Origin of the sequence: Paenibacillus lignilyticus (assembly GCF_017942085.1) — a bacterium.
Taxonomy (GTDB): domain Bacteria; phylum Bacillota; class Bacilli; order Paenibacillales; family Paenibacillaceae; genus Paenibacillus_Z; species Paenibacillus_Z lignilyticus.
In genome coordinates this window covers 182952-195502 of record NZ_JAGKSP010000006.1, presented here as the reverse complement: position 1 = coordinate 195502, position 12551 = coordinate 182952, and the positions used below count along the sequence as shown (strand labels likewise).

The window sequence follows — 12551 nt, the reverse complement described above, 5'->3', positions numbered from 1 at the left end:
CCTAACTTTTTACCGAATCATGATTGCAGCGTTGCCTGCTGTAAGGACAATGGTGATGGCCAGGAAGAACATGAGTCCGACAGCGGCAAGTGCGGCAAACACATAAATCAGCGTTTTGCCTATGGTTTGCAGACAGCTCACGATGGGACTATCGCCGAGCGGCTGCATGATTGCTGCGGATACGTTGTAGATGAGCGCAAGTGTAATGATTTTGATCGCGGGAAACGCGCATAGGAACAATATGATCACCACGCCTGCAAGGCCAATGGCATTCTTCACCAGCAGCGAAGCTGACATAACCGTATCCGCCGCATCCGAGAAGGTTCGTCCAATGACGGGAACGAAATTACCCGTAATAAACTTCGCGGTTCGCATCGTCACCCCGTCGGTTACCGAACCGGTAGCCCCCTGCACGGAGATGACCCCAAGAAACACCGTCAGCATGACGCCGAGCAAACCGACGCTGAAATTGCGCAGCACATTCGCCAGCTGAGTCACTTTGAACTTATCAGACACCGCACTCGCGATATGCAGGACAGCCGAGAAGAAGAGCAGCGGGAATACGAATGTGTAGATGACTGTGCCGACCGCATTAATCATAAAGATGATCAGCGGGTGAAGCACCGAAACCGTTACAACGCTGCCCATTGTGGCGAGAAGCGTCAGCAGCAGCGGCACCATGGCAAGCATGAACTGGATCATCCCGGTTATGGCATCTTTCGCGTAGCCGATGGCGACATTAAAGCTGTTCACCGCCAGGACGATCATGACCATGTAGGTGATGCTGTAGGCTACTTTGCTGACTGCATTGCGTTCGAATGCGGTTTGCATCGTCTCGAGCATCATGCTGAATACGGTTAGAATGACGATCGTGACCAGCAGCTTGCCGTTATACAAAATTTCGTGCAGGACATACTTGAGCAGCCCCGCAAGCACCGTTGTCAGCTTCAGTCCTTCGCCGCCGGGCATAATCATTTCGGCGAAGCTCGGCACATTGTTATCCGGGAAGAAGCCCCCGTATTCAGACATCAGCTTGTTCCAATACTTCTCTACGTCTTCTGTATTGATCTCCTTGACCTGATCACCGGCCAGATTCTTATTGACCGAAGATGCATTGTCGTTTGGAGAGGGGTCGTCCGCTTCCGGTGCAGCCGTTGATTCGACTGAGGCAGCCATGTTCTGAATGCTCGATTGTGCATCCGCAAATGCAGCAATCGGCAGAATCGTCAGCAGCCCCAGCAAGAGCACTGCTTGCAGCACCGCGAAGCGGATGGTCCAGTGCCGCCGCATAATGCTTCAACTCCCCACCGGCAGAAGGCCGAGTACTGTTTCTACGATGACGCTGATGATTGGGACGGCCAGCACAAGAATGAGTATTTTACCGGCGAATTCTATCTTCGAAGCGATGCTTTCCTGCCCGGCGTCCCGTACAATTTGAGAACCGAACTCCGCAATGTAGGCAATTCCGATGATTTTCAGAATCGTCTTCAAGTAGATGGACGGTATGCCGGATCGATCCGCCAGCTGCTCCAGCACCGTGATGACCGCTTCGATTTTGCCGATGACAAACAAGAAAATGAAGAGCCCCGTAAAGGCTGCCAGCAAGAAACCGAACATCGGCTTCTGTTCGCGTACGACGAGGACGAGCACCGTCGCGACTAAACCGAGCCCGACGATTTGGATGATTTCCAAGTTGCGTTCACCCGCCTTGCCCCAGTAGCGTCATTGAAACAGGAAGATCGTTTTGATTTCTTGAAACAGATCGTTCAAGAGGCTCACGACCATAAAAAGGACGACGACAAAGCCGATCAGCGTGACCCAGTGCGCCATATCTTCTTTGCCCATCTGCTTGAGTACGGTATGGATCATCGCCGTGATAATGCCGATTCCGGCAATTTGAAAGATGGCGCTCACATCAATGTTCATTCTTCCGGCACCCCGCTACAAAATCAAAATGACGACTAGCGCGGCTGTGAGAACTCCGAGGCTCTTCCACATTTTCGAAAACCGCGCACTATCGTGCCGTGCCGCTTCTTCCTCCGACTGCAGCTGCTGCATCGCCAGCTTCAGGTTCTTGATCTGATCTTCCCTGTCGCTGATTCCAAGCGCAGAGCCGAGTCGAATCAATGCCGCCTGCTCCGGCTGCCGCATCGCCGTATGCGGCCAATACGCATTCGCTGCCCCTTCCCAGCTTTCGCGGAAGGTCAGCTCGCCTGTCTGCTCCAGCCGCCTGTTGACATCAAGGAGCAACGATGCGACCGGTTCAGGCAAGTAAGCTGCGCAGCGGCTGATAGCCTCCGGAAGCGGCGTGTACCCATAGCCGATTTCGGTCTCAAGCCGTTGTAAGGCGTAGATCAGCTGCCTGATCTGGATCGGCCGCGCGGCATAGCGCGACGCCTGGAGGAAGCCGATCATGGTGCCGGCAAACAAAATTAACGCAGCGCCGATAAGCTCAACCATGGCGATCGCCTCCCTTCCATGCAGTCGGCTCTCTTGCCGCCGGCGCTCTGCCGGCGGCCGCGGCCGGGAGCACGCGGCTCATCAGGCTTCCGCCATTGCGCCGAAGCTCCACGCATTGCTGGAATGCCCCGGCAGCGAGCAATCTGCCCAGCACCGGCCGGCCTCTCGCATCCTCCAGGTCCTTGGCATGCGCGGTCGCGATGACCGTAACGCCGGCATGGCTCGCGTCCAGAATGGCATCGCCATCCTCTTCGCGGCCGATTTCATCGACGATCATAATCTCCGGAGACATCGAGCGAAGCATCATCATCATCCCCTCCGCTTTCGGACAAGCATCCATCACATCGGTTCGAGGGCCGACATTAAAGGTGGGAACCCCTCTGACACAAGCGGCGATTTCCGACCGTTCATCCACGATGCCGACCTTGCGTCCGGGCCAGTCCATCGCGGATGGATGACCCCAAGCGCCGCTGCTGACCGCTCTTGCCAGATCTCGGACCAGTGTCGTCTTGCCTTGCTGAGGCGGCGCGATCACGAGCGTGGACTGCAAGGAACGCCTCTGATGGTCCAGCAGCTTCGGCAGCAGCGATGCGGCGGCGCCAATGACTTCTCTGGCTATCCGTACATTGAACGCAGCAATATCACGGATGCCGCGAACTTGTCCATGCTCCAGCACCGTGCGCCCAGCCAGTCCAATTCGATGGCCGCCGGCTACCGTGATGTAGCCGCGGCGCAGTTCTTCTTCCATCGCGTAGAGCGAGTGATTCGTTACGCGTTCGAGCAGCTTGCGGCATGTCTCCGGAGAAGGCTTGTACGCATTCTCCGGATTCGGCAGCAGCACGCCTTGCGCGGAGACGAACCAGAAGGCCAGTCCGGTGCTAATTTCAAGCGGCCTGTTCTCCCGGATCCGAATCTCTTCCACGGCATCCTTCAGCCGATCCGGTATTCGTCCGAGCACCTCTGTAAGCTCGGAAGGCAGCAAATGCTGCACTTTTTTGAGCATCCGGCATCCCTCCCGGCTCTTCGTTTCTGCTAGATTGCTAGAGTAAGTGTGAGTGATTGTCCATCTTTGTATCCCATTCTATTCCGCAAAGCCGCGCAATATGACTAGATTCCCCGCTTCGCAACCCTCTGCGGAAGACTTCTTTGGCTCATTTCTTGAGCACGCCGATCAGAATACAAGCGACGCCGCAAACGATCCAAAGCATTTTGCCAAACGATAATTTATCCGAGAGACCTACGAGTCCGATCATGGTCGTTGAAATCAGCACGAATGGCCCTACAAGCGCAAGTGACGAATTGACAACGAGCGCCTTGTCGATTTGATTCAGTCGCAGCATCAGCAGTGCGGCCATTATCTCCAGCGAGCCGGAGAACATGCGGATCGATGCCATACTAAGCACGATTTTGTTAAGCATCTCTATCGCCTCTTTCCCTAGTGAACATGAGCGCGCAGCACGTATTGCTAGAACGCCCGGCTCTTCTACAGCCTATGCAGGCCTGTCTCTCTTTCATTCTCACAACTTTGGCGAATACGAGTGCGAGGCACTTTCCCCCTTCGCACACGCTCTGGGCTCCCTGCATATATTGCTGTGGAAAAGAAACGATTGCGAGGAGATATCATGAGATCTATATCACAGGCTTCTTGGCCTTCAGCTTTAAACGATCCAAGCGGCCGGCGTGAGGTCGCCCAGAATGCGCACCGGACTACCGGACGCGGCAAAACCATGGTTATTGACAAAGGACTCGGACGTCATGCGTTCTCAGATCTGCTCGAAACAGCAGCTGGTTACATCGATTGCATTAAACTGGGCTTTGGTACGGCTCCCCTCTATCCAACCGATCTGCTCTTGAGCAAAATCGAGCTGGCGAAACGATGCGGACTTACGATCATGCCCGGCGGAACGCTGCTTGAGACGGCCGTCCAACAGGAAGTCGTGCCTTCTTTCTTCCGCACGGTGTGCCGACTCGGATTTAACGGAATCGAGGTTTCGGACGGCACCATCGAACTCAGCCGAAAGCTCCGAACGGATCTCATTAAAGAAGGGCTTAGCAATGGTCTGAATGTCGTCACCGAATACGGCAAGAAACTGTCCGGTTCCCTTGTGGATGCCAATGAATTAGTTGTAACGGCCGAGGCAGACTGGCAGGCAGGTGCCGCCCTAGTCACGATTGAAGCAAGAGAATCGGGGATGAATGTTGGTCTGTTCGATCGGAACGGCGAATGCTCCCAAAGTGTGCTGGAAGCTGTCAGCCATTCTCTGGGCGATATTTCTCGCATCATGTGGGAAACCCCCTTGAAGCAGCAGCAGGTTCTGCTCCTGCAAACGTTCGGCTCGGAAGTGAATTTAGGCAATATTCAACCTTCGGAAGTGTTGGCGCTGGAAACGATGCGCCGGGGACTCCGCTCGGATACGTTCCATTTCGGCGCTCGCGTTGAGCCGTTTATTTATATGATTTAAGGAAGCTTGGGAAGGATGTTGTTTCACGTATGCATATCGAAGTCATTTCCAACGTCAACGAAGCGCAATCCGAACGATTCACGCACCGGACGGCTATCGTCATTGATGTGCTGCGCGCGACGAGTACGATCGTTGCCGCGTTGGAAGCCGGAGCAGCCGGCATTGTGCCTGTCGAAACCGTCCTGGAAGCGAGGGCGCTGCAAACTGGGGGGAATCTGATCGCAGGCGAACGTTTCTGCCGCAAAATTCCCGGCTTTGATCTGGGAAACTCCCCGGAGGAATTCACAGCCGACAACGTACTCGGCCGTCGAATTGTATTAACGACAACGAATGGCACGCGCGCCATTCATAAAGCGATGCGAGCCGATCATGTGCTCGTTGGTTCCCTCAATAATGCGGCAGCCTGTGCGCGTACGGCGCTGGAGCTGCGCCGCGATATTGTGCTGCTGTGCGCCGGAAGCCATGATGAATTCGCACTTGAGGACGGCTTATGCGCCGGCTTGCTTATAAGCGAGCTGCAGCAGCTCAGCCCTTCTCCGCTTGAAATGAATGATATCGGCTCCGCTATGCTCGGACTCTACAAGAGCGCCGGTACTGCGATTCATGAGATGCTGCAGTCCAGCACGACAGGTAAACGGCTGAACAAGAATGGAAGCGGACGGGATATTGAGCGCTGCAGTCAAGTGAACATAAGCGGGATCGTTCCGAGAATGCAAGGGGATATGCTCGTACAGAGCTGAGCGAGGCTAAACTGACATAACCGGGAGGCTTGTTCCATACAATGGGGTATGGGCGCCTGCGCGTGAGGCGCGAAGGCGGTGACATACGGATTGAAGGAGTCCACAAGCATGAGCGGGGAAGTCGTTCTTGTTCTTCTGATTGTAATCGGCTTAATCGGCCGTTCGCCGATTATCTCTACGGCAGCCTGCGTGCTGCTGATCGTCAAGCTCGTCCATCTGGAGCGTTTCCTCCCAACGATCGAACGCAGAGGACTTGAGCTTGGCTTGTTATTTCTGACGTTCAGCGTGCTTGTCCCGTTCGCGTCCGAGCGAATCAGCTCCAAGGACATGATGAATGTCATTACCTCCTGGCCCGGCATACTGGCTCTGACCGGCGGCGCGATCGCCACCTATGTCAACGGCAAAGGCCTCGAAATGCTAAAATTCGACCCTCAGCTTATCGTAGGCTTAGTGGTGGGATCCATCATTGGCATCGTATTTCTGCGCGGTATTCCGGTTGGCCCGCTTATGGCAGCCGGGATTACGGCGATCTTGTTTAAACTGTTCAGCTTCATTGCCGATCGGTTCTAAGCAAGATGACCGGCACGGCAGCAAAAAGGACAGCAACGCTCAATGGCGCTGCTGTCCTTTGTTCTATCTGCCTATACACTTAGCGTCTGTCTTGTGGACCGCCAACAAATACTTGATCAGCCGTGTCAAGTCCGTAAGCGGTATGAAGCGCACGGATCACATCATGTACCGTATCGGCTGCAATAACAACCGACAAACGAATTTCGGAAGTGGAAACCAGCTTAATGCTGATGCCCAGCTCGTAAATCGCCGCGAACATTTTCGCTGCAACACCAGGGTTGCTGACCATGCCCGCGCCAACGATGGAAACTTTAACGAGATCCACTTCGGAGTTGACTTCACGGTATGGCACTTCATTGCGAATGCCCTCAACGACTGCGATTGCTTTATCTTTATCGTTCAGGGAAACCGTGAACGCAAAGTCTGCTTTACCGTCTTGGGTGCCGCTTTGAACGATAATATCAACGTCGATGCCGTTAGAAGCAAGCGCGCCGAACACTTTTGCAAGTACGCCCGGAATATCTTCTACACCCAGAATACTGATTCGTGCTACGTTTTTGTCATAGGCGATGCCGCGAACGACCATCCCTTGTTCCATGACCGCTTCCTCCTTCACACTCGTGCCTTCATTTTGCGTAAAGCTAGAACGAACTACAAGACGTACATTATAATTTTTGGCATATTCCACTGCTCGCGGATGAAGGACGGCTGCGCCTAAGTTCGCAAGCTCGAGCATTTCGTCGTACGAAATCTCATCCAATTTACGAGCGCACTTCACTACGCGCGGATCTGTCGAATAGATACCGTCAACATCCGTGTAAATTTCACAGACATCCGCTTTAATGGCAGCAGCCAGTGCTACGGCCGTCGTATCGGAGCCGCCGCGGCCCAGTGTCGTGATCTCGCCTTCAGAAGTGGAGCCCTGGAAACCTGCAACAATTACCGTGTACCCATTGTCTAATGCGGCAAAAATTCGATCCGGCTTAATATCCGTAATCCGTGCCTTCGCATGAACCGCTTCTGTCTCGATTCCTGCTTGCCAACCTGTGAATGACATCGCCTTGTGCCCAATTGCATCAATGGCCATCGAAAGCAGCGCAACCGATATTTGTTCGCCTACCGTCAGCAGCATATCCATTTCACGTGCGGGCGGGTTCGCGTTTAGCAGCTTGGATTGATCGATTAGATCGTCGGTTGTATCTCCCATAGCGGAGACGACTACTACAACCTTATGACCGGCTTCCTTATAATCGGCGATTCGCCTTGCAACCCGTTGCATCCGCTCTGTTGAGCCGACGGAGCTGCCGCCGAACTTCATTACTATCAACGACACTTCTGATCCACTCCCAACGCAGTTCTAAGTGTAAATTCTAAAGTTCTTCATAAAACAAGATTATAGCATATATACGTAAGTTTGAATATGACAAAAAAGCCGTTCGGCGCGATGTCCGGACGGCTTTGCAACTGCTTCTTATTGCTCTTTAGCACGGGAAATGTATTTGCCGTCGCGTGTATCGATCAGCAGTACATCGCCTTCGTTAATGAAGAGCGGAACTTGAACGTTAAGGCCTGTTTCACAAGTCGCGTTCTTCGTAGCGCCTTGTGCCGTGTTGCCTTTAACGCCTGGCTCTGTTTCCGTTACTTTCAGGTCAACCGTGTTCGGCAATTGGATACCGATGATTTCTGTATTGTAGCTGGAGATGTTAACGGTCATGTTTTCTTTCAGGAAGTTAATTTCCCATTCCAGTTGCTTTTTATCAAGCGTGAATTGGTCATACGTTTCGTTATCCATAAAAGAATATTCGGAACCCGAGTTGTACAGGTATTGTACGGCACGGTTCTCGATGTTGGCTTTACCGATGTTCTCGCCTGCGCGGAACGTTCTTTCGACAGTGTTGCCGTTTCTGAGGTTCTTCAGCTTCGAGCGAACGAACGCTGCGCCTTTACCTGGTTTAACGTGTTGAAAATCAATAACGGTGAAGATATCGCCTTCTACCTCAACGGTTAGGCCTGTTTTAAAATCATTAACTGAAATCACTGCAATTCCTCCTGTACTGTAATAGGGAGTTTGATGGAATCAAACGCTCTCTTTGATTGGAATAGGGAGTTTAACGCACCCTGTTTTTATAAAACTCACGCCAAAGTGAAGAATGTCTTCGGGGATGAGGTTAATAACGCATTTCCATCAGCGGTGATGACGATATCGTCTTCGATCCGAACGCCGCCGAAACCCGGAATGTAAATGCCCGGCTCCACCGTAACGGTCATACCCGGTTCAAGAACGGTCGTTCCGCCCACCGACAAACGCGGCGACTCGTGAATTTCCATGCCAAAGCCGTGACCCGTTCCATGTCCGAATTTGTCGCCGTAGCCATGGCGCGTAATAATGTCGCGCGCCAGCGCATCTGCTTCGCGTCCGGTCATGCCCGGTTTGATGCCTGCCAATGCGGCAAGCTGAGCTTCCAATACAATGTCATAAATCTCGCGATGACGGTCTGAAGGTTTCCCCACCACGATCGTTCTCGTAAGGTCAGAGCAATAACCGTTATATAAAGCGCCAAAATCAAGCTTCACAAACTCATTATTGCCAATTACACGGTCACTTGCAACACCATGCGGCAAAGCGGAACGTTCTCCTGATGCTACAATGGTATCGAATGAGGACGATGTCGCGCCTCTGCTGCGCATAAACATCTCCATCTCAAGCGCAACTTCGCGTTCGCGCAGACCCGGCTTGATAAAGCCAAGAATATGATTGAACGTGTCATCGGCAAGCGCGCAGGATTCACGAATGACGGCAAGCTCTGCTTCATCCTTGAACAATCGCAAATCTTCGATGACGCCGGAAGCCGGAGTCAATTCGATTGCGGCGCCAAGCGCTTCTTTCCAAGCGGTATAGCTGCTGAATACGACGTGATCCTGTTCGAAAGCAAGCGTGCGAACTCCCGCGGAAGCGGCCAGATCCTTCACCGTATCCATCCACTTCGGTCCATGCTCGACAACCGTAAAGTCCGGCGCTTGCTCCGGAGCCTGTGTCATATAACGGAAATCCGTCAACAGCCAACTGTCTGAAGCTGTGATGAGCAGCACGCCCGATGAGCCTGTAAATCCACTTATGTACCGACGGTTAACGGCACTCGTTACGAGAATCGCATCCGCCTGCAAAGCAGGGAGCTTATCACGTAAACCGGCTAAACGTTTAGATGTCATGGAATCACCCTTTTTCATTATGCTGCTGTAAATGTTGAAGCAGTGCGTTCAAGCCAAGCACATAGCTCTGTGCGCCAAAACCGGCGATTTGTCCGACGGCAACAGGCGCAATGACCGAAACATGGCGGAAAGCTTCGCGTTTATGAATATTCGAGATATGTACCTCTACTACAGGCAAGCCTACACTGCTGATCGCATCGCGAATCGCATAGCTGTAATGGGTAAAGGCACCCGGATTCATAACAATTCCATCCGCTTGGCCATAGGCTTCATGAATGCGATCAATGATCGCTCCCTCATGATTCGACTGAAAGAACGAAACTTCCGCTCCCAGCGAATCTGCGGTTTCCTTCACTAACGATTCGATCGCCTGAAGCGACATCGAACCGTAAACACCGGGTTCCCGGATGCCGAGCATGTTTAGATTCGGCCCATTAAGTACAAGTATTCTGGTCATGGAGAGTCCTCCCGGCGCATAGATCATTAGCCATTCTATCACAAAGACCCACCTTTTGAGAAGTGCTCTCCAGACCCGGATATAGCTAGAGTGCGCCAGCCGGTTCTCTTGACGCCTCGTCGGTAAATTCGAAGGCGATCGTGTAGCCGATAAACAAGCCCCATAGCGTGAAGAAACAGCCTTCTGTAAATAACGTGTCGTAACCGATTTTATTGACGGGATCCATCATCTGCATTACGGGGCCGATCGTCATAAACAGCAGGAGCCACCAGACTAAGCCGTAGAATACTCCCGCCCATGGTCCCCCCAGCCTCCCCAGCAGCACCTTATAGATGAAAGTCGCGATTATCGAAAACACGGTAAATGCCACAATTCCGGCGAAATGCCCCCAGCCCGACTTCAAGAAGGATTGCTGGAGGAAGGGCTCCAAGAGAAATCCGGGCATTACCTTTGTAAAGTGAATCGCGTACAGCAGCCAATGCAGCAAGCCCCAAATGACGCCGGCAAAAAAGCCTAGTTTCAGGCAATAGCCAAACGGATTGGTATGCGGCTTACCGTTGTAATCGCTTGGACTGTTATGCTTTCTGCGTTCTGTAGTTACTTTCCGCATCTGACATGCGCCTCCTGCAATTGGATTGATCTAGATAGTGATTGGCGTTAGTATGCGCAATCGTTTCTGCCGCAAATCGGAACATCCAGCAATTCAGGGAATCGATGCTACTCGCAATCAGCACGGGAATCAAGTACAATAAGGAGAGGATTCGAAATTATTCATAGACGCAAATGTCAAACTAAAGGATGGTGATTCGCCCTTGTCTCAAAGCACGCAAAATATTTATGGCGGACAAGCCGTCATTGAAGGAGTTATGTTTGCAGGAAGACACGCAAATGTGACTGCGGTTCGTCGGAAGAATAATGAAATCATTTTCTATGAGGTACCGCGCACGACAAAACCTTGGATTCAGAAGCTCAAAAAAATACCGCTGCTCCGCGGCGTGGTCGCTATTCTCGAATCGAGCGCCAAAGGATCGCAGCATTTAAATTTCTCGATGGAATCGTACGCGGAAGATGAGCTGGACGAAGCTAAAGACGGCGACAAACCAAGTGCAACCAAGGAGAAGAGCGGCTGGAGCCTGAGCATGATTGTCGGGGTTGCGATTGCGGGGATTCTATCCTTCGTATTCGGTAAGCTGATTTTCACCCTTGTACCTGCACTTATCGAACAGTTGCTCTTCGAACAAGCTTTCGAGAATATAATAGTACACAACCTGATTGAAGGTTTTATCAAAATCTTACTGCTGCTCTCTTATTTATATTTCATCTCGCTCACCCCGATCATTAAACGGTTGTTCCAGTATCACGGCGCTGAGCATAAAGTAATAAGCGCTTACGAAGCCGGAGCGGAGCTCACGGTTTCCAATGTACAACGATTCACACGCTTGCATTACCGCTGCGGAAGCAGTTTCATCGTGTTCTCCGTATTGGTCGGCGTGATCGTATATTCGTTCTTTCATTGGGATTCCTTATGGGAACGGATTTATCTTCGCATCCTGTTGTTGCCGGTAGTCCTCGGCGCATCTTACGAAGCGCTTCGTTTCACCAACGCGCTGCGTGATTTGCCCGTACTTCGTTTCCTTGGTTACCCAGGGCTGTGGCTTCAGAAGCTAACGACGAAAGAGCCTACGGACGAGCAAGTGGCGGTATCCATCGCTTCCTTCAATCGTATGCTGGAGCTGGACGGCCAGGTAGCCAAAACTCAAGCCTAATAGTCAAGATATGGGAAGGAAGGGTGAAGGTCATGCCTCGTAAAATGAGCCTTCTGTCAGTCATCATCCTAGCGCTTGTCGTCATCGGTATCATTAGCCAAACGATAAGTAATCCCTACCAGCTAATCATTCCGATCGCCGTATTCGGTGCTATCTACCTGCTCTACAAATTCCCTCCGGGCGCCGCTGCAAGAGCGAAAGCCAAGCCGCGTTACAAGACCGGAGCGCGAAAGGACCAGCAGCAGGCAAGCAAGAGTAAAACTCGTAAGAATATGCCGTTTCGCGTGATCGAAGGCGGCAAGGATGATGACAATTTACCTAAATATCACTAAGCTGCACCAACTATAAGGGGCATCCCCAAGCGCCATGATCATCATGACGGCTTGGAGATGCCCCTTTTGTTTCTACTCGTTATTCAAATCCGCGTGTACGGCCTTGAAATCTTCCATGCGCGAAGGATCCCGACGGAAAAATTCCACAAGCGTTTCGATGCAGGTGATCGAATCCCAGCTCAAGTGATGCTCGATCCCTTCCACATCTTTATAAATGTTCTCGTCTTGCACCCCTATAATCGTCAGGAACGTTTCGAGCAAATGATGCCGCTCCACGAGACGTTTGCCCATTTTCTTCCCTTTATTGGTCAGCACTAGGCCCCGGTACTTCTCATAAATCAGATAGCTGTCTTTATCCAGCTTCTGAATCATTTTCGTAACTGACGAAGGATGCACCTCAAGTCCCTCCGCAATATCGGAGACACGCGCGTATCCTTTTTCATCAATTAATTTATAAATCCGTTCTAAATAATCCTCCATACTCGGAGTAGGCATTCCACTTTCCTCCATTCACCGTCATCCCGTACGTTAGGACCATCCTCGCATTACTCTTA

17 protein-coding genes are annotated in these 12551 nt (G+C 52.0%); 5 read left to right on the top strand and 12 right to left on the bottom strand.

Annotated features, from left to right (window positions below):
• Window positions 1-9: 9 nt before the first annotated feature.
• From spoIIIAE to I8J30_RS16710, 6 genes are all read right to left on the bottom strand, one after another.
• A complete protein-coding gene (gene spoIIIAE / locus I8J30_RS16735) occupies window positions 10-1290 on the bottom strand; it encodes a stage III sporulation protein AE (RefSeq protein WP_210659601.1) in 1281 nt (426 codons plus the stop codon).
• 6 nt (window positions 1291-1296) lie between these two features.
• Window positions 1297-1692 (bottom strand): stage III sporulation protein AD, encoded by a 396-nt coding sequence (spoIIIAD, locus tag I8J30_RS16730; protein WP_091219247.1) that lies wholly within the window; start codon window positions 1690-1692, stop codon window positions 1297-1299.
• Between the two features lie 30 nt (window positions 1693-1722).
• Window positions 1723-1926 (bottom strand): stage III sporulation protein AC, encoded by a 204-nt coding sequence (gene spoIIIAC, locus I8J30_RS16725; protein WP_090976915.1) that lies wholly within the window; start codon window positions 1924-1926, stop codon window positions 1723-1725.
• Between the two features lie 15 nt (window positions 1927-1941).
• The gene (spoIIIAB, locus tag I8J30_RS16720) at window positions 1942-2460 is read right to left on the bottom strand and encodes a stage III sporulation protein SpoIIIAB (protein ID WP_210659600.1); all 519 of its coding nucleotides are present in this window, start codon (window positions 2458-2460) and stop codon (window positions 1942-1944) included.
• Window positions 2453-3463 carry a stage III sporulation protein AA gene (gene spoIIIAA / locus I8J30_RS16715; RefSeq protein ID WP_210659597.1) on the bottom strand — a complete coding sequence of 337 codons (1011 nt, stop codon included), beginning with the start codon at window positions 3461-3463 and terminating at the stop codon, window positions 2453-2455. Before spoIIIAA ends, spoIIIAB begins: the two co-directional genes overlap by 8 nt.
• A 148-nt stretch (window positions 3464-3611) precedes the next feature.
• Entirely contained in the window at window positions 3612-3878 is a 267-nt protein-coding gene (locus I8J30_RS16710; RefSeq protein ID WP_210659596.1) for a YqhV family protein, read from the bottom strand.
• A gap of 204 nt (window positions 3879-4082) precedes the next feature.
• Between I8J30_RS16710 and comA the strand changes: the two genes are divergently transcribed.
• The 3 genes from comA (at window position 4083) to I8J30_RS16695 (ending at window position 6232) form a co-directional block, all read left to right on the top strand.
• Entirely contained in the window at window positions 4083-4922 is an 840-nt protein-coding gene (gene comA / locus I8J30_RS16705; protein WP_210659594.1) for a phosphosulfolactate synthase, read from the top strand.
• A gap of 29 nt (window positions 4923-4951) precedes the next feature.
• Entirely contained in the window at window positions 4952-5662 is a 711-nt protein-coding gene (locus I8J30_RS16700; RefSeq protein WP_210659591.1) for a 2-phosphosulfolactate phosphatase, read from the top strand.
• A gap of 108 nt (window positions 5663-5770) precedes the next feature.
• A complete protein-coding gene (locus I8J30_RS16695) occupies window positions 5771-6232 on the top strand; it encodes a DUF441 domain-containing protein (RefSeq protein ID WP_091219260.1) in 462 nt (153 codons plus the stop codon).
• A 79-nt stretch (window positions 6233-6311) separates the two neighbouring features.
• Here the strand turns inward: I8J30_RS16695 and I8J30_RS16690 are convergent, their stop codons facing one another.
• The 5 genes from I8J30_RS16690 to I8J30_RS16670 form a co-directional block, all read right to left on the bottom strand.
• Window positions 6312-7565 (bottom strand): aspartate kinase, encoded by a 1254-nt coding sequence (locus I8J30_RS16690; protein WP_210659589.1) that lies wholly within the window; start codon window positions 7563-7565, stop codon window positions 6312-6314.
• Window positions 7566-7703: 138 nt separating this feature from the next.
• Window positions 7704-8270: an elongation factor P gene (gene efp / locus I8J30_RS16685; protein ID WP_090976934.1), complete on the bottom strand. Its 567-nt coding sequence runs from the start codon at window positions 8268-8270 to the stop codon at window positions 7704-7706.
• Between the two features lie 95 nt (window positions 8271-8365).
• Complete coding sequence (locus tag I8J30_RS16680; RefSeq protein ID WP_210659588.1) at window positions 8366-9442, bottom strand: M24 family metallopeptidase; 1077 nt, start codon at window positions 9440-9442, stop codon at window positions 8366-8368.
• 4 nt (window positions 9443-9446) lie between these two features.
• Window positions 9447-9899, bottom strand: coding sequence for a type II 3-dehydroquinate dehydratase (aroQ, locus tag I8J30_RS16675; RefSeq protein WP_091219267.1), 453 nt, complete (start codon window positions 9897-9899; stop codon window positions 9447-9449).
• Window positions 9900-9984: 85 nt separating this feature from the next.
• A complete protein-coding gene (locus I8J30_RS16670) occupies window positions 9985-10509 on the bottom strand; it encodes a YqhR family membrane protein (protein WP_210659586.1) in 525 nt (174 codons plus the stop codon).
• A 202-nt stretch (window positions 10510-10711) separates the two neighbouring features.
• On the opposite strand from I8J30_RS16670, the gene I8J30_RS16665 reads away from it, so the two are divergent.
• Together I8J30_RS16665 and I8J30_RS16660 are read left to right on the top strand one after the other, a co-directional pair.
• Entirely contained in the window at window positions 10712-11665 is a 954-nt protein-coding gene (locus I8J30_RS16665) for a DUF1385 domain-containing protein (RefSeq protein WP_091219272.1), read from the top strand.
• A 32-nt stretch (window positions 11666-11697) separates the two neighbouring features.
• Window positions 11698-11997, top strand: coding sequence for a hypothetical protein (locus I8J30_RS16660; protein WP_091219275.1), 300 nt, complete (start codon window positions 11698-11700; stop codon window positions 11995-11997).
• Window positions 11998-12069: 72 nt separating this feature from the next.
• Here I8J30_RS16660 and mntR read toward each other — a convergent pair whose 3' ends face one another.
• A complete protein-coding gene (gene mntR, locus I8J30_RS16655) occupies window positions 12070-12492 on the bottom strand; it encodes a transcriptional regulator MntR (RefSeq protein ID WP_091219278.1) in 423 nt (140 codons plus the stop codon).
• Window positions 12493-12551: the final 59 nt, after the last annotated feature.